The organism is Citrobacter sp. XT1-2-2 (genome assembly GCF_023516235.1).
GTDB classification, from domain to species: domain Bacteria; phylum Pseudomonadota; class Gammaproteobacteria; order Enterobacterales; family Enterobacteriaceae; genus Citrobacter; species Citrobacter werkmanii.
Genome location: NZ_CP097324.1, coordinates 3,753,140 through 3,778,510, shown reverse-complemented (window position 1 = coordinate 3,778,510; position 25,371 = coordinate 3,753,140). Strand labels below are relative to the sequence as shown.

The 25,371-nt window shown below is 52.5% G+C and carries 25 protein-coding genes; 17 read left to right on the top strand and 8 right to left on the bottom strand.

Annotation, left to right across the window (positions count from 1 at the left end; all coding sequences use genetic code 11):
- Positions 1-27 precede the first annotated feature (27 nt).
- On the top strand, positions 28-651 hold the full coding sequence (iprA, locus tag M4I31_RS18085; protein ID WP_085047658.1) for a hydrogen peroxide resistance inhibitor IprA: 624 nt from the start codon (positions 28-30) through the stop codon (positions 649-651).
- A 1-nt stretch (position 652) separates the two neighbouring features.
- Here the strand turns inward: iprA and ampH are convergent, their stop codons facing one another.
- Entirely contained in the window at positions 653-1,810 is a 1,158-nt protein-coding gene (ampH, locus tag M4I31_RS18080) for a D-alanyl-D-alanine-carboxypeptidase/endopeptidase AmpH (protein ID WP_038638090.1), read from the bottom strand.
- A gap of 384 nt (positions 1,811-2,194) precedes the next feature.
- On the opposite strand from ampH, the gene sbmA reads away from it, so the two are divergent.
- Together sbmA and M4I31_RS18070 are read left to right on the top strand one after the other, a co-directional pair.
- Positions 2,195-3,415 (top strand): peptide antibiotic transporter SbmA, encoded by a 1,221-nt coding sequence (gene sbmA, locus M4I31_RS18075; RefSeq protein ID WP_038638093.1) that lies wholly within the window; start codon positions 2,195-2,197, stop codon positions 3,413-3,415.
- Between the two features lie 14 nt (positions 3,416-3,429).
- Positions 3,430-4,533, top strand: a complete 1,104-nt coding sequence (locus M4I31_RS18070) for a DUF1615 domain-containing protein (RefSeq protein WP_069323930.1) — start codon at positions 3,430-3,432, stop codon at positions 4,531-4,533.
- Here M4I31_RS18070 and M4I31_RS18065 read toward each other — a convergent pair.
- Positions 4,518-4,841, bottom strand: a complete 324-nt coding sequence (locus M4I31_RS18065) for a YaiY family protein (RefSeq protein ID WP_038638099.1) — start codon at positions 4,839-4,841, stop codon at positions 4,518-4,520. The two genes, M4I31_RS18070 and M4I31_RS18065, sit on opposite strands and share 16 nt — an antisense overlap.
- A gap of 263 nt (positions 4,842-5,104) precedes the next feature.
- Here M4I31_RS18065 and M4I31_RS18060 point away from each other — a divergent pair, with 263 nt between their 5' ends.
- Positions 5,105-5,329: a DUF2754 domain-containing protein gene (locus tag M4I31_RS18060; protein ID WP_038638102.1), complete on the top strand. Its 225-nt coding sequence runs from the start codon at positions 5,105-5,107 to the stop codon at positions 5,327-5,329.
- Positions 5,330-5,350: 21 nt separating this feature from the next.
- Here M4I31_RS18060 and ddlA read toward each other — a convergent pair whose 3' ends face one another.
- Positions 5,351-6,445, bottom strand: a complete 1,095-nt coding sequence (gene ddlA, locus M4I31_RS18055; RefSeq protein ID WP_085047769.1) for a D-alanine--D-alanine ligase — start codon at positions 6,443-6,445, stop codon at positions 5,351-5,353.
- A 301-nt stretch (positions 6,446-6,746) separates the two neighbouring features.
- Between ddlA and M4I31_RS18050 the strand changes: the two genes are divergently transcribed.
- From M4I31_RS18050 to adrA, 5 genes are all read left to right on the top strand, one after another.
- Positions 6,747-7,943 carry a multidrug efflux MFS transporter gene (locus M4I31_RS18050; RefSeq protein WP_069323932.1) on the top strand — a complete coding sequence of 399 codons (1,197 nt, stop codon included), beginning with the start codon at positions 6,747-6,749 and terminating at the stop codon, positions 7,941-7,943.
- 249 nt (positions 7,944-8,192) lie between these two features.
- Positions 8,193-8,438: a sigma-S stabilization anti-adapter protein IraP gene (locus M4I31_RS18045; RefSeq protein ID WP_038638107.1), complete on the top strand. Its 246-nt coding sequence runs from the start codon at positions 8,193-8,195 to the stop codon at positions 8,436-8,438.
- A gap of 99 nt (positions 8,439-8,537) precedes the next feature.
- Positions 8,538-9,953 (top strand): alkaline phosphatase, encoded by a 1,416-nt coding sequence (phoA, locus tag M4I31_RS18040; RefSeq protein WP_038638110.1) that lies wholly within the window; start codon positions 8,538-8,540, stop codon positions 9,951-9,953.
- A 97-nt stretch (positions 9,954-10,050) separates the two neighbouring features.
- Positions 10,051-10,371, top strand: coding sequence for a phosphate starvation-inducible protein PsiF (gene psiF, locus M4I31_RS18035; RefSeq protein WP_085047657.1), 321 nt, complete (start codon positions 10,051-10,053; stop codon positions 10,369-10,371).
- 91 nt (positions 10,372-10,462) lie between these two features.
- Complete coding sequence (gene adrA, locus M4I31_RS18030; protein ID WP_139815546.1) at positions 10,463-11,578, top strand: diguanylate cyclase AdrA; 1,116 nt, start codon at positions 10,463-10,465, stop codon at positions 11,576-11,578.
- A 17-nt stretch (positions 11,579-11,595) separates the two neighbouring features.
- Here adrA and proC read toward each other — a convergent pair whose 3' ends face one another.
- Positions 11,596-12,405, bottom strand: a complete 810-nt coding sequence (gene proC / locus M4I31_RS18025; protein ID WP_038638118.1) for a pyrroline-5-carboxylate reductase — start codon at positions 12,403-12,405, stop codon at positions 11,596-11,598.
- 273 nt (positions 12,406-12,678) lie between these two features.
- Between proC and M4I31_RS18020 the strand changes: the two genes are divergently transcribed.
- The 5 genes from M4I31_RS18020 (at position 12,679) to ppnP (ending at position 15,364) form a co-directional block, all read left to right on the top strand.
- Positions 12,679-13,134, top strand: coding sequence for a YaiI/YqxD family protein (locus tag M4I31_RS18020; protein WP_038638120.1), 456 nt, complete (start codon positions 12,679-12,681; stop codon positions 13,132-13,134).
- 185 nt (positions 13,135-13,319) lie between these two features.
- Positions 13,320-13,865: a shikimate kinase AroL gene (gene aroL / locus M4I31_RS18015; RefSeq protein ID WP_085047654.1), complete on the top strand. Its 546-nt coding sequence runs from the start codon at positions 13,320-13,322 to the stop codon at positions 13,863-13,865.
- A 26-nt stretch (positions 13,866-13,891) separates the two neighbouring features.
- Positions 13,892-14,083 (top strand): protein YaiA, encoded by a 192-nt coding sequence (gene yaiA / locus M4I31_RS18010; RefSeq protein WP_038638127.1) that lies wholly within the window; start codon positions 13,892-13,894, stop codon positions 14,081-14,083.
- A gap of 247 nt (positions 14,084-14,330) precedes the next feature.
- Entirely contained in the window at positions 14,331-15,008 is a 678-nt protein-coding gene (locus M4I31_RS18005; RefSeq protein ID WP_038638130.1) for an AroM family protein, read from the top strand.
- Positions 15,009-15,079: 71 nt separating this feature from the next.
- A complete protein-coding gene (ppnP, locus tag M4I31_RS18000) occupies positions 15,080-15,364 on the top strand; it encodes a pyrimidine/purine nucleoside phosphorylase (RefSeq protein ID WP_038638136.1) in 285 nt (94 codons plus the stop codon).
- A 50-nt stretch (positions 15,365-15,414) separates the two neighbouring features.
- Here ppnP and rdgC read toward each other — a convergent pair whose 3' ends face one another.
- Entirely contained in the window at positions 15,415-16,326 is a 912-nt protein-coding gene (gene rdgC / locus M4I31_RS17995) for a recombination-associated protein RdgC (RefSeq protein WP_003021479.1), read from the bottom strand.
- Between the two features lie 91 nt (positions 16,327-16,417).
- On the opposite strand from rdgC, the gene mak reads away from it, so the two are divergent.
- Entirely contained in the window at positions 16,418-17,326 is a 909-nt protein-coding gene (gene mak / locus M4I31_RS17990; protein WP_085047653.1) for a fructokinase, read from the top strand.
- Between the two features lie 6 nt (positions 17,327-17,332).
- On the opposite strand, the gene araJ is transcribed toward mak, so the two are convergent.
- The 3 genes from araJ to sbcD all read right to left on the bottom strand — a co-directional run bounded on the left by araJ (position 17,333) and on the right by sbcD (position 23,015).
- Complete coding sequence (gene araJ / locus M4I31_RS17985; RefSeq protein WP_085047768.1) at positions 17,333-18,502, bottom strand: MFS transporter AraJ; 1,170 nt, start codon at positions 18,500-18,502, stop codon at positions 17,333-17,335.
- Between the two features lie 164 nt (positions 18,503-18,666).
- Positions 18,667-21,816 carry an exonuclease subunit SbcC gene (sbcC, locus tag M4I31_RS17980; protein ID WP_085047652.1) on the bottom strand — a complete coding sequence of 1,050 codons (3,150 nt, stop codon included), beginning with the start codon at positions 21,814-21,816 and terminating at the stop codon, positions 18,667-18,669.
- Positions 21,813-23,015, bottom strand: coding sequence for an exonuclease subunit SbcD (gene sbcD / locus M4I31_RS17975; protein WP_069323940.1), 1,203 nt, complete (start codon positions 23,013-23,015; stop codon positions 21,813-21,815). The genes sbcC and sbcD overlap by 4 nt, the downstream gene beginning before the upstream one ends.
- Before the next feature lie 190 nt (positions 23,016-23,205).
- Here sbcD and phoB point away from each other — a divergent pair, with 190 nt between their 5' ends.
- Together phoB and phoR are read left to right on the top strand one after the other, a co-directional pair.
- On the top strand, positions 23,206-23,895 hold the full coding sequence (gene phoB, locus M4I31_RS17970) for a phosphate response regulator transcription factor PhoB (RefSeq protein ID WP_003021496.1): 690 nt from the start codon (positions 23,206-23,208) through the stop codon (positions 23,893-23,895).
- A gap of 50 nt (positions 23,896-23,945) precedes the next feature.
- Positions 23,946-25,241 carry a phosphate regulon sensor histidine kinase PhoR gene (phoR, locus tag M4I31_RS17965; RefSeq protein ID WP_069323942.1) on the top strand — a complete coding sequence of 432 codons (1,296 nt, stop codon included), beginning with the start codon at positions 23,946-23,948 and terminating at the stop codon, positions 25,239-25,241.
- The last annotated feature ends 130 nt before the right edge of the window (positions 25,242-25,371 follow it).

The window sequence follows — 25,371 nt, the reverse complement described above, 5'->3', positions numbered from 1 at the left end:
ACGGGCATTTATTGCAAGGAACGAGCAATGTTATCTACGAATAAACCTCTTCCTGAATTTAGTAAGCTTGATAAATGTTTATCGAAATATGGCAAGCACTTTGAATGTGATAACGATAAAGAAACTATATATTCCAGTGAGGTAAATAACGATGATACCGTTATTATTTTAAGCGGTGTAGTTTCCCTGAGACGCGGGGAGAATGTACTCGTCGGCATTGCGCAGGCACCATTTATTATGGGGCTTTCAGATGGTGTGATGAAAACCGATGTACAATACAGATTAATGACCGAAAGTTATTGTACGGGATATCATCTTCCTGCCTTACAAACGATTAATATAATTGAACAATGCCAGCTTTGGCGCGAAGCATTCTGCTGGTTGGCCTGGCAGAACCGCATGCTTGAAATGCGTGATCTGCAGCTGATTGGTAATAACTCCTACGATCAGATCCGCGCGACGTTGATATCCATGACGAAATGGGACGAAGGTCTGCGTTCGCGTATTGGCGTTATGAACTATATTCACCAACGCACACGAATTTCACGCTCAGTTGTCGCTGAGGTCCTCGCGGCATTGCGTAAGGGTGGTTACATTGAAATGAATAAAGGCAAACTGGTGAGCGTTAAACGTTTGCCTTTTGAGTATTGAATCAGGATGCGGGAATAACCTGCGGTTTGTTTCCGCTCAACTCTGTGACCAGATCGTTAATACCGTCACTCATATTGGTAAAGCGCGTCAGCGGAGAACGGGTCACCACGACAAATGCCCCAACGTTTTTCTGCGGAATCATTGCCATATAGGTAATAAAACCACCGCCACCACCGGTTTTTTGAATAATTCCCGGGCGGCCATTCTTCGGTGCCATATACACCCAGCCCAAACCAAGCGCATCGGCTTTGCCCGGAACGTCCATCCCTATCACTTTGGTTAACTGCGTACGCTGATAAATCAGCGTCTGCATACGGTCGGCTTGCTGGCTGCGATGATAAAAATCAGAAGAGAGATACTGTTGCATCCAGCGCATCATATCGCCGGGCGTTGAATAGACACCGCCGCTACCCATTGCCGCCAGGGTATTGTTACAAGGGCTGGCGCCTTTTTCCGCGACCATCAGACGTCTGCATTGATCCGGGGATGGGGTAAAGGTGGTGTCTTTCATTCCCAGCGGTCGGGTGATTTTTTCTTCAAACACCTGCGGATAAGGCTTACCGGCAGCAGTTCCCAACGCGTCGGCCAACAGGTCGAATGCCAGATTTGAATAAGAAGCCTGCGATCCTGGCGCGGCTTTAAGCGTGGCGGTTGAGAGATAGCTCCAGCGTTGTTCGCGGGTTGGCCAGACAAACACCGGGCGATGTGCTGCGCCGCCAGGCTGTTCGCGCGGCAGCGCGCTGGTATGCGTCGCCAGATTCACCAACGTGATTGGCGTTCCCTGATAAGTCGGCACGCGTGCGCCAGGTGGTGCATATTTACTCAAGGGATCGTTGAGTTTAACCGTGCCCTGATCGAGTAATTTCACCAGCACTTCGCTGGTCATTAATTTAGTGATAGAGGCAATGCGAATCACGGAATCCAGTTGTGGATGAACATTATTGCCGGGGCGCGTTTCGCCGAAGCTACGAAATACGCGTTGATTACCATCAATCACCACGAGCGCCATCCCCGTAGCACCACTGCCGTAAAATATATGGTCGGCATAACGATCGACGATATCTGAGGCGAAGACCGGATCGGTTATAGGCTGTGCCGCCTGGACAGATGTCAATGACGCCGCACACAGCGCGGCAGAAAAAAGCAGACTACGTTTCAACGGTGGTGTCCATGAGTTAGAAAAAGTGAAAAAGGATGTCGTGCGTATGCGTATTTATACTACTCAATGGCGTATTGCAAAGCGCTTATCAGCCAATAATAGTGTGAAAAACGTAACGATGAGTAAACGTGAGTGTTTCCCGGATTGTGGATGTTCGCTTTTGTGATCTCACGCTGTGATAATCTGCACATGCTGGAACGTTGTCGAGTGTGAAAACCACAGAAACAATTCTTCATCGCCGTGGGGCGAACTATGTGCCACGGTTTTGGTCACAATTGTCGGTTTCAGCTTGTGTTTTTTGGCGTAAGCCGTCTCGCCGCCGCATTTCCCGGTGGCAAACGCACAGCAGTCGTCATAACGATAAGAAGTTAGCAGGAGAGCACTATGTTTAAGTCTTTTTTCCCAAAGCCGGGACCGTTCTTTATTTCGGCATTTATTTGGGCACTGGTCGCTGTTGTATTCTGGCAAGCAGGTGGGGGAGCCTGGGTGGCGCGCATTACCGGCGCGTCGGGGGATGTACCGATTAGCGCAGCGCGTTTCTGGTCGCTGGATTACCTGATTTTTTATGCTTATTACATTCTTTGCGTTGGGGTGTTCGCGCTGTTCTGGTTTCTCTACAGCCCGCACCGCTGGCAGTATTGGTCCATTCTCGGTACCTCGCTGATAATTTTTGTGACCTGGTTTCTGGTTGAGGTCGGCGTCGCCGTCAACGCCTGGTATGCGCCATTCTACGATCTCATTCAAACCGCGCTCAGCGCACCGCATAAGGTGAAAATTGAGCAGTTCTATAATGAAGTGGGGATCTTTCTCGGCATTGCGCTGATTGCCGTGGTCATTGGCGTGATGAACAATTTCTTCGTCAGTCACTATGTGTTCCGCTGGCGTACCGCGATGAACGAACACTATATGGCGCACTGGCAGCATCTGCGTCATATCGAAGGCGCAGCACAGCGTGTGCAGGAAGACACCATGCGTTTTGCCTCCACGCTGGAAAATATGGGCGTCAGCTTTATCAACGCCATTATGACGCTGATTGCCTTCTTGCCGGTACTGGTTACGCTGTCGGCGCATGTTCCTGATCTGCCGATTATTGGACATGTTCCTTATGGGCTGGTGATTGCCGCGATTGTCTGGTCGCTGATGGGAACCGGCTTGCTGGCGGTAGTCGGGATCAAACTTCCGGGTCTGGAGTTTAAAAACCAGCGTGTGGAAGCGGCTTACCGTAAAGAACTGGTATACGGTGAAGATGATGCCAGTCGTGCAACGCCGCCGACGGTGCGTGAACTGTTCCATGCGGTGCGGCAAAACTATTTCCGTCTCTATTTTCACTACATGTATTTTAATATCGCCCGTATTCTGTACCTGCAGGTTGATAACGTTTTCGGTTTGTTCCTGCTGTTTCCGTCAATTGTTGCCGGTACGATTACGCTCGGTTTGATGACGCAAATTACCAACGTGTTTGGCCAGGTGCGCGGCTCGTTCCAGTATCTGATTAACTCCTGGACAACCTTAGTTGAACTGATGTCTATCTATAAGCGTCTGCGCAGCTTTGAACGTGAACTTGATGGCCAGGATATTCAGGAAGTTACCCATACGCTTAGCTAACAAAAGGAGATGTTATGTCGACGGTTTCCCGTCTTTACCCCTGGTCCGGACTGGCAGCATTGGTGCTGGTGGGATGTAGTAGCCAACCCGCGCAGCCGTTAAAAAAAGGGGAGAAAGCCGTCGATGTGGCGAGCGTGGTGCGCCAGAAAATGCCCGCCAGCGTGAAAGACCGGGATGCGTGGGCGCAGGATCTGGCGAAGACGTTTGAAAGCCAGAAGCTGGCGCCAACGGTTGAAAACATCTGTTCGGTGCTGGCGGTCGCGCAACAGGAGTCAAACTACCAGGCCGATCCGGCGGTTCCTGGCTTAAGTAAAATCGCCTGGAAAGAGATCGACCGTCGCGCCGAGCGCATGCATATTCCGCTGTTTGTGGTGCACACTGCGCTGAAGATTAACTCCCCAACGGGGAAAAGCTACAGTGAGCGTCTGGATACGGTGAAGACGGAAAAACAGCTTAGTGCCATCTTTGATGATTTCATCAATATGGTACCGATGGGGCAGACGCTGTTTGGTTCACTGAATCCGGTGCATACCGGCGGACCGATGCAGGTCAGCATTGCGTTTGCCGAGCAGCACGCCAGCGGCTATCCATGGAAAATGGCAGGGACGGTCCGTCAGGAAGTGTTCAGCCGACGCGGCGGACTGTGGTTTGGCACTTATCATCTGCTCAATTATCCGGCGAATTACAGTGCGCCCATCTTCCGTTTTGCAGATTTTAATGCCGGCTGGTACGCCAGCCGCAATGCGGCTTTCCAGAATGCAGTCAGTAAAGCCAGCGGAGTGAAGCTGGCGCTGGACGGGGATTTGATTCTCTACGGCAGCAGCGAGCCGGGGAAAACGGAGCTGGCGGTACGCAAGCTGGCCGGGAAGCTGGGGATGAGCGAGAGTGAGATCCACCGGCAACTGCAAAAGGGCGATAGCCTGGCCTTTGAAGAGACTGCGCTGTACGAGAAGGTCTATAAGCTGGCGGAAGCGAAGAGCGGTAAATCGCTACCTCGTGAAATGCTGCCTGGCATTCAGTTGGAAAGCCCGAAGATCACGCGTAATCTGACGACCGCGTGGTTTGCTAAACGCGTGGACGATCGTCGGGCGAAGTGTATGGCTCAGTCATCGTTATGATGACGGCGGCGCCAGCGGATAATTGTCGCGACGGCGCCAAGAATCAGGCTACCGACCAGGAAAGGGATCAGCCCAAACAGGGTACCGACGCCTAAACCAATTTCAACGCGCGGGCGTCCTGTCTCTTGCATTTGCAACTGCATCAACTGCTCATAGATACCGGGTGCGTGGGCCAGCAAATTTAAAATCTGCGCGCCTGCCCAAAAGCAAAACAGCACAAATACGGCATACGCAATGTTGCCGGGCAGGGAGGAGGTATCCCGATGCTTGCCCTTAAACAGGGATTTTGAGAGCGTAAAATCAGCCATAAAGACCTCCGGAAATAACCTGCTTTTTTGGCGTAATGCCTGTAACTGAGTGTGAGTCTGACAGGTGATCAGGAATGTCAATATCAGAATGTTGGTAATTTCAGGTGGAGATTATTCCTGGATTTCGGTTTTTTGTGGTGTGTCACAATTATTTAACCTTAAGTTAAATTGAGTTACATTTCAGAAATTACGCCTATGCCACAGACGCCCATGGGGAAATGTGCGAGGATGCTTTCCCATGTTGTATATCCACCGGAGCCGTTATGAACCTGCCTGTAAAAATCCGCCGAGACTGGCACTACTATGCCTTCGCTATTGGGCTTATCTTTATTCTGAATGGCGTGGTCGGGTTATTAGGCTTTGAAGCGCAGGGATGGCAAACCTATGCGGTGGGGCTGGTTACCTGGATAATCAGCTTTTGGCTGGCCGGTTTAATTATCCGTCGCCGCGTGGAAAATGAAGATGATGAAGCGAAGGATGCCCAATAGTTATCAGGCATCCTGGCGGGTTTACATACTGGTTTTCAGCGCGCTATCCGCAGCGTGGCGCTCCAGCGCCAGTTCGATCAGACGCGTGATCAAATCGGTATAGCCTAAGCCGCTCGTCTGCCATAGTTTTGGATACATACTGATGTTGGTGAAGCCCGGCAGGGTGTTGATCTCATTGATCACAACGTCGTTGTCTGCGGTTAAGAATACATCTACACGCGCCATGCCGGCACATCCCAGTGTCTGGTACGCCTGAATGGCGATCTGGCGGATCTTGTCGTTAATCTCTGGCGCGATCGCTGCCGGAACAACTACTTTGGCGCCATTATCGTCAATGTATTTGGTGTCGTAAGCGTAAAAATCACTGTTCAGCACGATCTCACCACAGGTGCTGGCCTGCGGATGATCGTTGCCCAGTACCGCGCATTCGATCTCACGGCCTTTGATCCCTTGCTCTACCACGACTTTATGATCGAACTCAAATGCCAGCGCGACAGCCTGGTTGTATTGTGCTTCACTGGTCACTTTGCTAACGCCAACGGACGATCCCTGGTTGGCGGGTTTCACGAACAAAGGCAGACCCAGGCGGGATTGCACCTCAGCAAAGCTAATATTGTTGCGGTTCGCGCGAGTGAGTGTAATAAATGGCGCGATATTTAATCCGGCATCGCGCAGCAGACGTTTGGTTACGTCTTTATCCATACAGGCTGCGGAACCCAGGACATCAGAACCGACGAACGGCAGATTCGCCACGCGCAGCATACCCTGCAAAGAGCCATCTTCACCCAGCGTACCGTGGACGATCGGGAAAATAACATCGACCGTCGGCAGCGGCTGACCGTTTTGCGCATCGATCAACTGGTGCTCTTGTTTACCCGGAACCTGAGCCAGGCTGGTCGCGGAAGGACGCAGCGCAATGTGCGCCGGATCGTCTGAATTGAGCAGATAGTTACTGGCATCGCTAACGTGCCATTGCCCTTGTTTATCAATACCTAACAGCACAACGTCAAAGCGAGTCTTGTCGATGGCATCGACAATATTTTTTGCCGATTGCAATGACACTTCATGTTCCGCTGATTTACCACCAAATACGATTCCTACCCGCAACTTTGCCATCTTAAAAACCCATTCCATGAATGCAAAGCACATACATTACCACGACAAAACGCAGGTTTCCTCGGCTTCTGGCAGATTGTTTGTCTGGGCAACAGGGGATTAGATACGCGCAAACGCGTTGATCTCGCATCAAGCATAATTCCCTGCTTGTATTGTGGATTTGATGTGAGGCGTATCACAAATATGATGAGCGGGAAGATAAAATTCTAAACTGTGATATATCGCACCTGTGGATCCTTATTTGGCTAAGTAATTTGTTAAGCTGCTCGCAGTTTTCAGCTACTTATCGTTATGAGTCCTTATGGAATCCTGGAGAGTAAACCTTATTTCCGTCTGGTTCGGATGCTTTTTTACCGGACTGGCGATTAGCCAAATCCTGCCTTTTTTACCGCTCTATATCTCCCAATTGGGTGTCACCTCGCACGAAGCGCTCTCTATGTGGTCTGGGTTAACGTTCAGCGTCACCTTCCTTATTTCAGCCATTGTTTCACCAATGTGGGGCAGTTTAGCTGACCGTAAAGGGCGCAAGCTGATGCTGCTGCGAGCCTCGCTGGGGATGGCGATTGCGATTTTACTGCAGGCATTTGCCACTAACGTCTGGCAGCTTTTTCTGCTGCGCGGGGTGATGGGGTTAACCTCAGGCTATATTCCGAACGCAATGGCGCTGGTGGCATCACAGGTTCCGCGTGAACGCAGCGGATGGGCATTGAGCACGCTTTCTACAGCGCAAATCAGCGGCGTTATTGGCGGTCCGTTAATGGGCGGTTTTATTGCCGACCATATTGGCTTACGGGCGGTGTTCTGTATTACTGCGGCTTTGTTGGTGGTCAGTTTCCTTGTCACGCTGTTTTTGATCAAAGAGGGTGTGCGCCCGACGACCAAAAAAAGCGAACGCCTGAGCGGGAAGGCCGTCTTTGCCTCGCTGCCTTATCCGGCGCTGGTGATCAGCCTGTTTTTTACGACGATGGTGATTCAGCTGTGTAACGGCTCTATCGGGCCAATTCTGGCGCTGTTTATCAAATCAATGGTGCCAGACAGTTCGAATATTGCCTTTCTCAGCGGGCTGATCGCCTCAGTACCTGGCATCTCGGCCCTGATTTCCGCGCCCCGGCTTGGCAAATTAGGCGACCGTATTGGTACTGAGCGGATTTTAATGGCGACGTTGATGTTCGCTGTCGTGCTGTTTTTTGCCATGTCGTGGGTCACCACGCCATTACAGTTGGGGGTATTACGTTTTCTGCTCGGCTTTGCCGACGGCGCGATGTTGCCAGCGGTACAGACGCTGCTGGTGAAATACTCCAGCGACCAGATAACCGGGCGTATTTTTGGTTATAACCAGTCATTTATGTACCTGGGCAATGTCGCCGGGCCATTGATGGGAGCAACAGTATCAGCCATGGCGGGATTCCGCTGGGTGTTTATTGCTACGGCGAGTATTGTACTGATTAACATCTGGCAGTTGGCCATCGCGTTGCGACGTCGGCGTCACGCGCGCTGACTTCCTGATAAACAACGCTGCCAGTCGGCGTTGTTTATCGATAATTCTGCATTATATCTCTATGTGATTATTCATAATCTTACCTTTTGATATTGAATGATTCTGCTGTACGTCTCGTCTCTCCCTTATTTTGTGATGTGATTGTTTTCGCAAATAGTTTAATTTCTTCTAAAAATAAAACTTTTATCACCTAGGCAGTTATGAGCCTTAATGTTAACGTGGCTTATATTTTGTTAAGGGAATACGCAAATGAAAAATCTCGTCACTGAGTTGTTGCTTAAGCTCGCCCAAAAAGAAGAAGAGTCACAAAACCTGGCCGCGCAGGTTGAAATGTTAGAGCAGGTAATCACCGAAATGCTGCGCAATATGGCGTGGAGCGATCGGCAAATATTGCTGCGTCAAATTGAAGGGGCTCTGGCAGGTGTCAACCCCGTGCCAGCGTTTATGACGACCCTGCATAACGCTGGCGAAAGCGTGTCAAAACGTTTTGATTAATCTGTGGGACGTCCCCACAAATTATCATAAAAGTGTCACATCAAATACTTATAGTCGCTTTGTTTTAATTTTACCGTATTTATACATGGAGAAAATAAAGTGAAACAAAGCGCACTCGCTATTGCCCTGTTACCTTTGCTGTTTACCCCGATTATTAATGCAGAAACATCTACCGTAGCGGTTATGGATAATCGTGCCGCTCAGGGTGATATCACCACGCCAGGCGGCGCCCGCCGATTGTCAGCCGATCAAACGGCGGCTTTACGCGAATCTCTGAACGATAAACCTGCCAAAAATATCATTTTACTTATTGGCGATGGGATGGGCGATTCTGAAATAACGGCAGCGCGAAATTATGCCGAAGGCGCGGGCGGTTTTTTTAAAGGTATTGATGCTTTACCGTTGACCGGACAATACACGCACTATGCGTTAGATAAGAAAACGGGCAAGCCAGATTATGTGACGGACTCAGCGGCCTCAGCGACGGCGTGGACCACCGGGGTTAAAACTTACAATGGCGCGCTGGGCGTTGATATACATGAAAAAGATCACGCAACAATTTTGGAAATGGCAAAAGCGGCAGGTCTGGCGACGGGCAACGTTTCTACCGCTGAATTGCAGGATGCAACCCCAGCGGCACTGGTTGCTCATGTGACTTCACGTAAGTGCTATGGCCCTGACGTGACCCGTGAAAAATGCCCAACCAATGCGCTGGAAAAAGGCGGCAAAGGGTCAATTACAGAACAATTGCTGAATGCCCGGGCTGACGTCACGTTGGGCGGTGGGGCAAAAACGTTTGCCGAAACCGCTGCGGCAGGGGAGTGGCAGGGCAAAACGTTGCGTGAACAAGCCCTGGCGCGCGGTTATCAGATGGTAAGTGATGCCGCGACGCTGGCTGCGATTACCGAAGCTAACCAGGATAAGCCGTTGCTGGGCTTGTTCTCCGACGGCAACATGCCGGTACGCTGGGAAGGTCCGAAAGCGTCCTATCATGGGAATCTGGATAAACCAGCGGTGACCTGTACGCCAAATCCAAAGCGTGATGACACCGTACCGACGCTGGCGCAGATGACGGATAAAGCGATTGAACTGTTAAGCAAAAATGAGAAAGGTTTCTTCCTGCAAGTGGAAGGGGCATCCATCGATAAACAGGATCACGCCGCCAACCCGTGCGGACAGATTGGTGAAACGGTTGATCTGGACGAAGCGGTACAGCGCGCGCTTGCCTTTGCGAAGCAAGACGGCAACACCCTGGTGGTGGTAACCGCTGACCACGCGCATGCCAGCCAGATTGTCGCGCCTGATACTAAAGCGCCTGGTCTGACTCAGGCACTGAACACCAAAGATGGCGCGGTGATGGTCATCAGCTACGGCAATTCTGAAGAGGAATCTCAGGAGCACACCGGTAGCCAGTTGCGCATCGCCGCTTATGGCCCGCATGCGGCGAATGTGGTCGGTCTGACCGATCAAACTGATCTGTTTTACACCATGAAAGCGGCGTTAGGACTGAAATAATCCGACACCCGGTGACAATAGTTTTGCCACCGGGTGGTATTTTTATCGTTAGCAGCCAAACTTAGCTGTGTGTCGTCGTTCAGAAAAGGATGGTGCTATGAAAATTACATTATTAATGACGCTGCTCTTTGGATTGATTTTTTTAACTACCGTCGGTGCTGCCGAGAAGACGTTAACCCCGCAACAACAGCGTATGACCACCTGCAATCAGCAGGCAACGGCGCAGGCCTTAAAAGGGGATGCGCGAAAGACGTATATGAGTGATTGCCTGAAAAACAGCAAATCTGCGCCTGAGGAAAAGAGTTTAACCCCACAGCAGCAGAAGATGCGTGAATGCAACGTCAAGGCGACGGAGCAGTCACTGAAAGGCGACGATCGGAACAAGTTTATGAGCGCTTGCCTGAAAAAAGCTGCGTAGCACTTACGGGTGAGCAGGTAAAAACGCTCACCCGAAATTTCATACTCCCGCCAGCAGACCCCTACCTATAATTTGGGAAATTTGTTTCAGAATGTTCCCAAATACGATGAATGATGAAAACTTTTTCCAAAAGAAGGTCGTCGCGGATGAAGCGTTTATATCACTTCATCAAAACGACCACCAACGTTCCGGTCTGCGATTTGCCCGACGGATCAGGCTGCCGCGAGCGGTGGGATTGGGGGGGATGTTTTTCCCTATCGCGTCGGTATTAGTTTCCCAGCCTATTACTGGCGGCTGGTGGCTGTTACTGGTGGGATGGGCATTTGTCTGGCCACATCTGGCCTGGCAGTTGGCAAGTAAAGCAGACGATCCTCTGCATAGTGAATTTACCAATTTAAAAGCCGATGCCATCCTCGCCGGTATGTGGCTGGGTATTATGGGGGCAAACCTGTTGCCGTCCACGGCGCTGCTCATGATTACTTGCATCAACCTGATGGGCGCAGGGGGAATGCGAGTATTCCTCGCGGGCGTCGTGTTGATGGCGGTGTCATGCCTGGTGACGTTACAGTTAACCGATATTCCCGTCGCTGTTAGCAGCAGTCAACTGAGCGTGCTGTTATCACTGCCGGTACTGGTGATGTACCCGCTGCTGTTTGCCTGGGTCAGCTATCAGACGATCATCAAGCTGGCGGAACATAAACGCCGCTTACAGGTGATGAGTACGCGAGATGGGATGACCGGCGTTTATAACCGACGTCATTGGGAGTTATTGCTACGTAATGAATTTGATAATTGCCGCCGCTATCAGCGTGATGCCACGTTGCTTATTATTGATATCGACCATTTCAAGAGCATCAATGATACCTGGGGTCATGACGTCGGGGATCAGGCTATTGTCGCGCTGACCCGCCAGTTGCAGATGACTTTACGCGGTAGCGATGTGATTGGCCGTTTTGGTGGTGATGAATTTGCGGTGATTATGTGCGGTACGCCCGCAACCAGCGCAATTGCGGCCATGTCGCGCGTGCATGAACGACTTAGTCAGTTGCGTTTATCCTGCGCTCCGCAGGTCGCCTTACGTATTAGCGTTGGCGTAGCGCCGCTGACTTCTGAAACTGAGCATTATCGGGAATGGTTAAAATCGGCGGATATGGCGCTTTATAAAGCAAAGAATTCCGGACGTAACCGCACCGAAGCGGCGGCCTGACGTCCGGTAATATTAACTCAGGATCGGCTGAGTTTTTCTGACTGTTCCATGCACTTAACCATCGCTTCAATCACTGATGAACGAAAACCGCGTTCTTCCAGGACGCGTACCGCTTCGATAGTGGTGCCGCCTGGCGAGCACACCATATCCTTCAGTTCCCCAGGATGTTTACCCGTTTCCAACACCATTTTTGCCGAGCCCATTACCGCTTGCGCTGCGAATTTATAAGCCTGCGCACGGGGCATACCGCCTTGCACGGCGGCGTCCGCCATCGCTTCGATAAACATAAAGACATAGGCCGGTGCAGAACCGCTGACGCCGACAACCGGGTGAATCATCGATTCTGCAATCACTTCGGCTTCGCCAAAGCAGCGGAAGATATTCAGTACGTCGGCCGTATCTTCCGGCGTTACTAAGGCGTTCGGCGTGACGGAGGTCATTCCGGCATTAACCAGTGACGGGGTATTAGGCATTGCGCGAATGATTTTGCGATCATGACCCAGCGCACGGGCGAGCTGATCGAGGGTAACACCAGCGGCAATCGAGACAACCAGAGAGTCTTTGTTCAGGCTGGAGGTGATTTCACTCAGTACCTTAATCATGATGCCTGGTTTTACGGCCCCAAAAACAATGTCGGCGATTTGCGCGACTTCTTGCGCAGACTGCGCTGCATTAATGCCATACTGGTCGTGCAACGCAGCGACTTTATCGGGGGAAGGGGTATAGACCCAGATTTGTCCCGGGAGAACCTGGCCGCTGGCGATCATGCCGCCAAGAATTGCTTTGCCCATATTACCGCAGCCGATAAAACCAATTTTTTTGTCCATCTTGTCACTCCCTATGGATGATATTCATTTTTTTATACCCGTCATACTTCAAGTTGCATGTGCGTTGGCTGCGTTCGCTCACCCGAATCACTTACCAGAGTAAGCTCATCGGGACTCACTCTCTTGCCGCCTGCCTGCAACCCGAATTATTTAGGGTAAATCTGGGAAAGCTAAGCTTAGCGCGGAATGAATATGTGCAGAAGGAGAAACAGCACTTTGCCTGCAAGTAAAAGCACGAGACAATGCGCGATTACACACGATTGGGGAGAGATTATGACAATATGGGTGGATGCCGACGCGTGTCCGAACGTGATTAAAGAAATTTTATACCGCGCCTCTGAGCGCATGCAGATGCCGCTTATTCTGGTGGCGAACCAGAATTTGCGCGTCCCGTCTTCGCGTTTTATCCGTACATTACGCGTTCCCGCCGGGTTTGACGTTGCTGATAACGAGATTGTACGACAATGTAGCGCCGGTGATTTAGTGATCACGGCGGATATTCCGCTGGCTGCTGAAGCCATTGAAAAAGGGGCGGCAGCGCTTAATCCACGCGGCGAACGTTATACCGAAGCGACGATCCGCGAACGTCTGATGATGCGTGATTTTATGGATACGCTACGCGCCAGCGGCATCCAGACCGGGGGACCGGATAGCCTTTCTCCCCGTGACCGACAGCATTTTGCGGCTGAGCTGGATAAGTGGTGGCTGGAAGTTCAGCGTAGAAAATAGTATCTGTAATTTATTTTTTACACTTTCATCCGTGTGAATTCTTGTTATAGTAGGGTTTAATTGACACCATCACTGCTTGTGTAATTTTTTCTTTACGATTTGGTGGTGTACTAGTTTGGTGATATGATTATATCTTTAATTGCATCAGATCCCGCTCGTCGGCGGTTCTCTGGGGAAATTCTGTGATGACGCAACCTCTTTTTCTTGTGGGCCCCCGGGGGTGTGGTAAAACGACAATCGGTATGGCGCTGGCGAAGGCTGTCGATTACCAGTTCGTTGATACCGATCGCTGGTTGCAGTCGCACGTGCAGATGACCGTAGCGGAAATCGTCGAAAGAGAAGGATGGGAAGGGTTTCGTGCCCAGGAAACGACCGCTCTGCAGGCCGTCACGGCTCCGACAACGGTTGTTGCGACCGGTGGCGGCATCATTCTGACCGAATTTAATCGTCATTATATGCGTAGCCACGGTGTGGTTATCTATTTAAGCGCGCCGGTATCGGTACTGGTTGATCGTCTGGAGGCTACGCCTGAAGAGGGGTTGCGCCCAACCTTAACCGGCAAGCCGCTGACTGAAGAAGTAGAGGAAGTGCTTGCCCAGCGTGATGTTCTGTACCGTGCAGCGGCGCATTATATTGTTGATGCGACCAATCCGCCTTCGCAGGTGGTGGACGACATTCTTGGGATACTGTCGCAGGCAGCGCCACGCTTACAGGGTGGTGTCTATACTTAAAGCTCATTCAGACAAAAGGAAGAGCTATGCCGACAAAACCACCTTATCCGCGTCAAGCAACCATTGTTACCGTTGAAAAGGGGACGCCAGGCCAGACGGTAACCTGGTATCAACTTCGCGCCGATCACCCAGAACCGAATTCGCTGATCAGTGAGCATCCTTCCGCTCAGGAAGCCATGGATGCTAAAAAACGCTACGAAGATCCCGATAAAGACTGATATTAAGCACCGTCCTGGCACGAGTCTGAAAAGTGCCAGGACGGGCGTACATCACATTTTTTTAAATATCGCCGTATACAGTAAAAATTGAAAATTAAACAATAACAATACAGTACTGGAATGATTTGGAATCTTTACAAAATAGACCGCCGATCTGCTGCTACGCTTTTGAGCGTTTGTAGCACAGGTCAGCGCCCGGCAATTATTCGGGAATTCACAGCAAAGTAAGAAGACGGTGGAGCAAAAAATGGGTACGTCGTTGGCTATCCTCACGATTGGCGTGGTGCCGATGCGTGAGGTGTTACCGCTCCTGACGGAATATATTGATGAGCAGCACATCACTCACCACAGTCTGCTGGGGCAGATGCGGCGAGAGGATGTGATGGCCGAGTACGGCGTCTCTCCCGGTGACGAGCCGCTTTTAACGCTGCTCAGCGACCATCAGCTTGCCCATGTTTCGCGCCAGAAAGTGGAACGATCACTCCAAGGTATCGTAGAAGTACTCGATAATCAGGGCTTTGACGTGATCCTGCTGATGAGTACGGCCTCAATTGCCCGCCTGACCGCCCGCAAGAGTATGTTACTGGAACCTTTACGTATAATTCCTCCACTGGTCGCCTCGATTGTGGAAGGGCATCAGGTCGGGGTTCTTGTCCCCGTCACGGAATTGCTTAAAGCCCAGACGCAAAAATGGCAGGTGTTGCAAACGCCGCCAGTGTATGCCGTGGCGAATCCGATTCACGGTTCCGAACAACAACTGATTGATGCCGGTAAAGAATTGCTTGAGCAAGGCGCGGATGTGATCATGCTGGATTGTCTGGGTTTTAATCAACGTCATCGCGATTTACTGCAAAAATCGCTGGATGTCCCGGTTCTGCTGTCCAATGTGCTGATCGCCCGGCTGGCTTCGGAATTGCTTGCGTAATTTTGCGTGACAGGTGGAACGCCAGCCCCCTATATTGGTTATTAACTTAATCACAAGATAGGGCCAGTTGTATGCTTCAAAGTAATGAATACTTTTCCGGCAAAGTAAAATCCATCGGTTTTACCAGCAGCAGTACTGGCCGTGCCAGTGTTGGCGTGATGGCTGAAGGCGAATACACCTTTGGTACTGCGGCGCCTGAAGAGATGACGGTCGTCAGCGGCGCACTGAACGTGCTGCTGCCGGGGGAAACTGAGTGGAAAGTCTATGCCGCAGGGGACGTGTTTAACGTACCAGGCAGCAGCGAGTTTCATCTGCAGGTGGCAGAGCCAACATCCTATCTTTGCCGCTACCTGTAAGCGTAAAAATGACGAATGGCGACATTGAGCCGCCATTCGGTAAACACGGCTTAACGTTGCGCTTCGCCGCCTAATCCTTCTACCAGACTTTTAATCAGCGCCGCCAGTTCGCCCGTCATCAGGATGAAATCGGCATCAAAACGCTGAGCGTAGTCCTCGCGGTCAATATCTTCGTTCTGATCGCGCAATTCGTCGCTAAACTTCAGACGCTTAATCGAGCCGTCGTCACACATAACGAACTGAATGCGCTGCTGCCAGTCGAGCGCCAACTTGGTGACCAGTTTGCCCGCTTCGATATGTACGGCGATTTCGTCGCAGACCAGATCCTGTTTTTTCGCGCGGATCACGCCGCCGTCTTCAAGGATCGCTTTCAGTTCTGCTTCATCCAGCAACTGGAAGCCCTGCGCCGTTGTGCCGGAGCGAACCCATTCGGTTAGCGTCAGCTCAATAGGGTTTTCCATCGTCAGCGGAACGACCGGCAGCGAGCCGAGGCTCTTACGCAGCAGCGCCAGCGTATCTTCCGCTTTCTTCGCGCTCGCACAATCAACCATGATCAGATCGTTAACGGTGTCGATCCACATCATCGTCTGGCTGAAGCGGCTAAAGGCGCGCGGCAGCAATGAGTGCAGAACTTCATCTTTCAGCGAGTCTTTTTCGGTCTTCTTAAGCTTGCGACCTTGCTCAGCTTCCAGTTTGAATATTTTGGCTTCCAGCGCCTGTTTGATAACCGGCGACGGCAGAATTTTTTCTTCTTTGCGGGCGCAGATAATAATTTGGCCATTGGCGGTATGCGTTAATGCATCGCTGTGCGATCCCATCGGCGGAACCCAGCCCATTTTTGCCATATCCTGGCTACCGCAAGGGGTGAACGTCATTGATGCCAGCTGTTTTTCCATCTCTTCGGCACGCAAAGAAACATCGCGGCTAAGACGGTAAACCATTAAATTTTTGAACCACAGCATGATAATTTCCACGGCCTTGTCGTTAAATCCAGCGGGCATGATAGCGAATTGTCGCTATGCTTGCATTGTTAATCGGGAAGAGGAGCAAACAGTGCGTATAGGTATCGATTTGGGCGGTACAAAAACGGAAGTTATTGCGCTTGGCGATGCAGGCGAGCAGCTTTTTCGCCATCGCCTGCCCACACCGCGTGAGGATTATCAGCAAACGATAGAAACCATTGCCGCGCTGGTGGAGATGGCGGAGCAGGCTACCGGGCAAACGGGAACCGTGGGGATGGGGATCCCTGGTTCAATTTCGCCTTACACTGGGGTAGTCAAGAATGCCAACTCAACCTGGCTTAACGGGCAACCCTTTGATAAAGACTTAAGTATGCGTTTGAACCGTGAAGTGCGCCTGGCGAATGATGCCAATTGCCTGGCGGTTTCTGAAGCGGTGGATGGCGCGGCGGCAGGGGCGCAAACCGTATTTGCGGTAATTATTGGCACCGGATGCGGCGCGGGCGTGGCGTTGAATGGTCGGGCGCACACGGGTGGCAACGGTACCGCGGGCGAGTGGGGGCATAATCCGCTGCCGTGGATGGACGAAGATGAGCTGCGTTATCGCCAGGAAGTACCCTGCTATTGCGGCAAGCAAGGCTGCATTGAAACCTTTATTTCCGGGACCGGTTTTGCCACCGACTACCAGCGTCTGAGCGGTAAGTCGCTCAAGGGCAGCGACATTATCGATCTGGTTAACGTGCGGGATGCTGTGGCGGAGCAGGCATTGAGCCGCTATGAGTTGCGTCTGGCAAAATCGCTGGCGCATGTGGTGAATATTCTCGATCCGGACGTCATTGTACTGGGTGGGGGAATGAGTAATGTCGACAGGCTATATCAAAACGTTCCCACGTTGATGAAGCAATTTGTCTTTGGCGGCGAGTGTGAAACGCCCCTACGCAAGGCGCTGCATGGTGACTCCAGCGGCGTACGCGGTGCGGCCTGGCTGTGGCCGCAGGCGTAATCTGTTTTACGTCGCGGCTGCAACTTGTTGCACGCCGCGCTTCAGGTAGCCGTAAATCAGCAGCGATGACATGGCGGAGAACGACAGCAACGCAGCCGGCAGCGTCACATAGTTGTAGGCAAAGCCCAGCGTCAGCATCATACCGCCGCACCAGGCGCCAATTGCGCTACCGAGGTTAAAGGCAATTTGTCCGCCTGCCGCGCCCAGTAGTTCACCTCCTTTGGCATTTTGCAGCAGCAAAATTTGCAGCGGCGCCGATAGGGCGAACAGGCCCGCGCAGCAAATAAAGGCGAAGGTCAGCGATGCGGCTTTGATACCGCCAAAAACAAAAAGCAGCAGCAGAACCAGCACAATGATGAAGTCGGTTATTACCGCAATGCGCAGCGGCGTATAGCGGCCAGAAAGCTGACCGCTCAACAGATTCCCTAATACCATCCCCAATCCCACCAGCATCATGATGAAGGTCATCAGCGCCTCGGAAAAGCCGGAGATGTACATCATGTACGGCTTGACGTAGCTGAACCAGGCGAAAACCCCGGCGTTGCCAAACATGGTGGCGGAAAAGATCAACCACGGGGCGGGGCTTTTCAAAAAGTGAAATTGCTCGCGCAGATTCCCTTTCGCTTCATCGCTGATGTTGGGCACCCAAAAAGCTATCGAGACAATAACGGCGATATTAAAGACGGCAATCAGCAGGAACGTATAGCGCCAGCTAAATTCCTGGCTCAGCCAGGTACCGACGGGAATGCCAATCAGATTGGCAACGGTCATCCCTGAAACCATGCCCGCGACGGCGGCGGTGACTTTTCCTGGCCGCGCCAGCTTCGACAGAATAATAGCTCCAACGCCAAAAAATGCGCCGTGCGGGAAGCCGGAAACCAGCCTGCCCACCGCCAGCATAAAATACGAGGAGGAAAGGGTGAAGATGGCGTTGCCAATCACGCACAGCGTGACCAGAAACAGCAGAATATGCTTAAGCGAAAAGCGGCTGGAAAAGAGCGCAATAATCGGCGCGCCCAACACTACGCCAAAGGCGTAAAACGAAATCATATGGCCAGCGGCCGGGATAGAAATGCCCACGTCCCGCGCCAGCTCGGTGAGTACCCCCATGATGCCGAATTCGGCCATGCCCAGCCCAAATGTCCCCAGCGCTAAAGAGAAAACGACTTTTTTCATACCACCTGCCAACAAGAAAGACGCCGGATGTGCGTCATAGCGGCGAACGTTCGCCGCCAACAGAGATAGCTTGCGGATAAGCGAAGTGGAATGCCATTTCATATCCGTCTTTGAGTATGCAATATTGTGCTACATATTGTGCCGGATGGCTCCGGCCTGGAGATTTATGCTGATCCCACCGCAAACAGCTTGTCGAGTTTGCTGTAGCCCAGCCCGTTGATTTTTTTAACCTTGATCTGCACCGGAATGCGTTCTTTCATCGCTTCAACGTGGCTGATCACTCCAATGGTTTTGCCGGTGGCGTTCAGCGCATCGAGCGCGTCCAGCGCGGTATCCAGCGTTTCGCTGTCCAGCGTGCCGAAACCTTCATCGAGGAACAGGGAGTCAATTCGCGTTTTGTGGCTGACCAAATCGGATAACGCCAGCGCCAGCGCCAGACTCACGAGGAAGCTCTCGCCGCCGGAAAGCGTACGGGTGTCGCGCACGGCATCGGCCTGCCAGGTATCAACCACTTCCAGCTCCAGCGCTTCGCTGGCCTTACGCTGTAACAGATAGCGACCATGCAGACGAGTGAGTTGGTTGTTGGCAAGCCACACCAGGTTATCGAGTGTCAGTCCCTGGGCAAACTTGCGGAATTTATCTCCCTCTTTCGAGCCGATTAGCGCATTCAGATAGCCCCAGTCTTCAACCTGCTGCGTGACGTTTTCAATCTCCTGCATCAGCGCCTGCTGCTGCTGGCGATGTTCAGTATCCTGTTTCAGCTGCTGGCGAATTTCGCCTTGACGCGTGGTATTTTCCCGTAGCTGCTGGGTGAGCTGCGCCAGCGCGTCGCGAAGCTGTTGTGCCGAGAGCGTGAGATCCGCCCCGGTTGGCAACTGCTGGTGATGGCTCGCCAGCGCCTGCTGAGCCTGATTAAGCAGCGTTTGTGCCTGCTGCTGCTGCTTTTCCAGCGATTGCGTTAACTGCTCCAGACGGCTAAAGGTTTCTTCATCCAGCAGGGCGGTAACAAAGGCGTCACGATCGGCAAAGATGCTGGCCTGCAGTGCGGCATCAAACTGTGCCTGAATTTCTGCGGCGCGCTGTAGGTCCTGCGCCTCCTGCTGTTGCAAGGTTTGCCACTGGCCTTGTAAAGACAGGCAATCGTCATGCACCTGTCGCCAGTTTTCCAGCGACAGATTCTCAGTACTTGCAGACAGCGTATCGCTCTCAGGCAGCGTTTCCAGCAACGGCGTGAGCTGAGCTATTCGCGCCTGTAACTCGGTGAGTTCGTTCTGGCGCTGCTGCCACATTTGCGCTTCTCTCGCCCGCTCACTCAGCCACGAATTAGCGTCATCTTCAGCAGGAAGGGACAGTCCATGGCGGGCCAGCTCGGCGGTTAACGTCGCCTGGCGCTGGTCAATTTGCTGCTGGAGCTGGGTAATCTGCCCGGTATGCGCCGTGATTTGCGCCTGCAGGGTATGACGCAGGCTCAACTGGTGAAGTTGTTGTTCGTATTCTTCCTGGGCGGCAAGCCACGGGGCGATATCATCCTGCGGTTGCAGCGTCACGTTAAGGCTGGTAGTGACTGTCTGCCACTCTTGAGTAAGCGCTTGCTCCTCTTGAGAAAGCGTCTGTGCTTCACGTTCATCCCGTTGGAGTTGCTGGGTTATGGCCTCAAGCTGACCGCGTAACGTTGAGCCCTCATCAGCCAGGGTTTTAACCTCTTTTTCCAGTGCTTCACGTCGTGCCTGATTAACACTCAGTTCGAGCGTTTGATAGCGCTCAATCGCCGGATGTGTGGTGGAGCCGCACAGCGGACAAGGCATGCCGGATTGCAATAATGCCCGCTGGCTTTCCAAATCTTTGATGCGGGCTTCCTGCTCGCAAATGATCCTCACATCGGCAAGCTGCTGATTTTTATCTTTATAGCGCTGACGTTTTTCGGCAAGCACCGCGTTGCGCTGCGTTAGCTCTTGCTGACGTTGCACCAGCGTCGCGCGTAACTGCGCCAGCTGCTTTTGCTTAGGGGCGATTTGCCCATGCAGATTGCTCAGACGCTGGCGTAACGGACGGAGCTGCACATGTTGCGCCAGCGCCGCCGTGACCTCCTGCGGTGAAAGAGTCAGCGTGGGAAGCGCCAGCGCATCCAGTTTACGCGTGTCGTTTTCCCGTAACTGCTGCCACTGGTGTAGCTGGGCGCTGGCGTCGGAGTGTTGCGCCAGCAGGGCCTTCCACCCAGCCAGTTCGCTGCCCCACAAGCGGAAGCGATCGTGTTCGTTCAGCCAGTCGATTAACGTCTGCTGTCCAGCGAGCAAGGCGGTCGACTGCGTGTGCGCCTGCTGACGGATGCGCTCGCGCAGCGCTAAGCTGCTTTGTAAGCGAGTATTCACTTCCTGAATATTCTGCCGCGTACGCGCTATCGTAGCCGTTTGTTCCTCGATTCGCTCCCAGTGCGGGCGTAACGCTCTGGCCGGTTGTGCCAGACTCAGCGCCGCCAGCTGTGGCTGCGCGTCTTCTTGCGCCTGTTTAGCGGCCTGTAACGCCTGTTGGTGACGGTTGATTTCTGCCTGTAGCTCATTTTGCCGAATGAGCCAGTTGAGATGCTGTTGCTGAGTCTGCTGGCTTGCAAGGTATTGTTTTTCCTCGTCAGTAAGTACCTGCAAACTCTCTGTCAAGGACTGCACCTGCTCCGCAGCGAGCAGAGCCACGCCGTTGGCCTGCGCCTGCAGTTTTTCCAGCTCTGTACGCGCTGCTTTATGCTTTTCAAACACCATGGCGGAAATTTGGCCGTAGATCTCAGTCCCCGTCAGCTCTTCCAGCAGTTCGGCACGCTCTTTCGGTTTGGCATTGAGAAATGCGGCAAATTGCCCCTGAGACAGCAGCATCGAACGGGTGAAACGACCATAATCCAGGCCGGTAAGTTCGGCGGTCATTTCCAACTTGTCTTTGACTTTATCGGCGAGGATTTTACCGTCGGCGCAGCGGGCAAGTTCTACGCGCGGAGCCTGTAGGTTGCCTTCAGGCTGATTGCGCGCGCGGTTCTGGCTCCAGAATGCACGATAGGCTTCGCCCCGGACTTCGAACTCGACCTCGGCCAGACACTCGGCGGTGTCGCGGGTCATCAGATCGTTTTGCGACTGAGACACGGTATTGAGCCGCGGCGTTTCGTGATACAGCGCGAGACAAATGGCGTCCAGCAGTGTGGTTTTTCCCGCGCCCGTTGGACCCGTGATGGCGAACAGCCCATTGCTGGCAAAGGGCTCAGCCGTGAAATCGACTTTCCATTCTCCTTTCAGAGAATTGAGGTTTTTCAAACGCAGGCTGAGAATTTTCATGCTTCGGTCTCCCCGGCAAGCGTGTGTAAGGTGGTGCTAAACAGTTGATTCAGGCGCTCGCGTTGCGATTCTTCGAGTTCTTCCAGCGCCAGGCGACGGGCAAAAACGTCCGTCACGCTCAGCTCGCTTAGCGTTTCACGTCGTTCATTCGCCATAATACGTTCGCGCTGTTCCCGGCTACGGCGCACCAATAACACCTCTACCGGTAAATCTTCGGTTAATGCCTGAATCTTACGCTGCATGTCGTGCAGATAGTCATCGGTGGTGATTTCGATATCTAACCAGACTGGCGGTTCCTGCTGCACACCGCGCCACTGCTCTAGTTGGGCGGTAATCGCGGCTAAATCACCTTTCAGCACCGCCAACGGCTGGGTGACCGGTACGGTGAGGTGTTCAACAGCGCTCAGCTTGCCGTTTTCGAAGCTCACCAGATGGACGCACTTGCTTTTGCCGCACTCGTCAAAACTGAGCGCAATTGGCGAACCGCAGTAGCGAATATGCTCTGTTCCGCCGATAACCTGCGCCCGGTGAATATGTCCCAGCGCGATGTAATCGGCGGGTGGAAAGTTTTGCGCCGGAAAGGCGTCCAGCGTACCAATATAAATGTCACGTACAGCGTCACTTTTACTGGCGCCAACGGTGGTCAGATGCCCGGTCGCAATGATGGGTAGATTCTGGTCGCCGCGCAGCGTACAGGCGTCATGATATTGCTGTTGGTAATAGTCGGTGATAGCCGATAGCAAATGCTGCTGTTTCTCTTGTCCCGTTAGCCCGGCCTGGCTGGTAATGATGTCACGCGGGCGTAAAAAAGGAACCGGGCACAGGATCGCGCCCGGCGTGCCGTCGCGTTGAGACAGCACCTGCGGCGCATGGCCAGCGCTGGCGATCACTGTGGTGTTGAGAAACGCCAGAATATCGCGGGATTCGTTGAGCGTGGCGACGGAGTCGTGGTTACCTGCCAACACCACCAGATGACAGCCGGTTTGCTGCAGATTAACGACAAAACGGTTATACAGCTCACGGGCATAGCTTGGCGGTGAGCCGGTATCGAAAATATCGCCCGCCACAATAATGGCATCCACCTGCTGGGATTGTGCCGTTTCCAGCAGCCAGTCGAGAAAGGCCTGATGTTCAGCGGCGCGGCTCTTGCTGTAGAAATTTTGGCCCAGATGCCAGTCAGACGTGTGAAGGATGCGCATAAGAGTTCCATGACGATAAAACAGTGGCGGGGATTATAACCCTGCAAGGACGGTAATATCTTGTTTAAGGGCTGTCATAATTCGCGGGGCTGCGTTAAACCTGGACTATCTTTTCATAAATCTGTCATAAAACTGACGCATAATGGCACCGTATTGATGGCAAACGATTTAATTATAAACAGGGCAAATCATGGCGAGACGTATTCTGGTCGTAGAAGATGAAGCTCCAATTCGTGAAATGGTCTGCTTCGTGCTCGAGCAAAACGGTTTTCAACCCGTAGAAGCCGAAGACTATGACAGTGCTGTGAACCAACTCAATGAACCCTGGCCGGATCTCGTCTTGCTTGACTGGATGCTACCCGGCGGCTCGGGCCTACAGTTTATTAAACATCTCAAGCGCGAAGCGATGACGCGGGATATTCCCGTGATGATGCTGACGGCGAGGGGAGAAGAGGAAGATCGCGTACGGGGTCTGGAAACGGGCGCGGATGATTATATTACCAAGCCGTTTTCTCCCAAGGAGCTGGTGGCGCGTATTAAAGCTGTTCTGCGTCGTATTTCCCCCATGGCGGTGGAAGAGGTTATTGAGATGCAGGGGCTGAGCCTTGACCCAACCTCGCATCGCGTGATGACCGGCGAGGATCCATTGGATATGGGGCCGACAGAATTCAAACTGTTGCACTTCTTTATGACCCACCCTGAACGCGTCTATAGCCGTGAGCAATTACTCAATCATGTCTGGGGTACCAATGTGTACGTGGAAGACAGGACAGTGGATGTGCATATCCGCCGCTTGCGTAAAGCGCTGGAGCACAGTGGACACGATCGTATGGTGCAGACAGTTCGTGGGACGGGATATCGTTTTTCGACCCGCTTCTGACTGACATGAATAGGGGCCTGACGGATTAGGCTGTTAATGGAGTAAGACGTTTGCTAGAACGATTGTCATGGAAAAGGCTGGTACTGGAGCTGATCCTCTGCTGCATACCGGCGTTTATCCTTAGCGCTTTTTTTGGTTACCTGCCCTGGTTTTTGCTGGCGTCGGTAACCGGCCTGCTTGTCTGGCATTTCTGGAATTTATTACGCTTGTCCTGGTGGTTATGGGTCGACAGAAGCATGACCCCGCCGCCGGGGCGCGGAAGTTGGGAGCCGTTGCTGTATGGGCTGCATCAAATGCAACTGCGCAACAAAAAGCGCCGTCGGGAACTGGGTAATCTGATTAAACGTTTTCGCAGTGGGGCGGAATCGCTACCCGACGCGGTGGTGTTGACGACTGAAGAGGGCGGCATTTTCTGGTGTAACGGCCTGGCCCAGCAGGTTCTGGGACTGCGCTGGCCGGACGATAGCGGGCAAAATATACTTAACCTGCTGCGCTACCCGGAATTCACGCAATATCTGAAAACGCGTGATTTTAGTCGGCCAATCAATCTGGTGCTCAATACCGGACGGCATCTGGAGATTCGCGTGATGCCCTATACCGATAAGCAATTGCTGATGGTTGCGCGCGATGTTACCCAGATGCACCAACTGGAAGGTTCGCGGCGTAACTTTTTCGCCAACGCCAGCCATGAGTTGCGTACGCCGCTGACGGTGCTACAAGGTTATCTGGAAATGATGCAGGAGCATCCGCTGGAAGGAACGACGCGTGAAAAAGCGCTGCATACCATGCGTGAGCAAACGTACCGCATGGAAGGGCTGGTGAAGCAGTTGCTGACGTTGTCGAAAATAGAGGCCGCGCCAGCGCTACTGCTTAATGAGAAGGTGGACGTGCCGATGATGCTGCGCGTGGTTGAACACGAGGCGCACACGCTGAGTCAGAATAATCATACGTTTACTTTTGATATTGATAGCCACCTGAGCGTGCGGGGAAATGAGGAGCAACTGCGTAGCGCGATTTCGAATCTTGTGTATAACGCGGTGAACCATACCCCCGCGGGTACGCACATCACCGTGCGCTGGCAGCATGTTGCCTCCGGGGCGGAATTTAGCGTCGAGGACAATGGGCCTGGTATTGCTGCGGAGCATATTCCTCGCTTGACCGAACGCTTCTATCGCGTGGACAAAGCGCGATCCCGACAAACGGGCGGGAGTGGACTGGGTCTGGCCATCGTGAAACATGCTCTGCAACATCACGATAGCCGCCTGAATATCGAAAGTACGCCAGGCAAAGGGACGCGATTTAGTTTCGTCATCCCGGAACGTTTAATGGCCAAAAGTAACGATTAACCCGTATTCGTAAGATAATCTTTCCAAAAGCCAGCGCGAGCTGGTTTTTTTATGTGGTCAATAGTTACATCCTGAATTTTGCGACGTTTGATTGTTTTTTGTTCGAACTATTACCCATACCTTTTTCCAT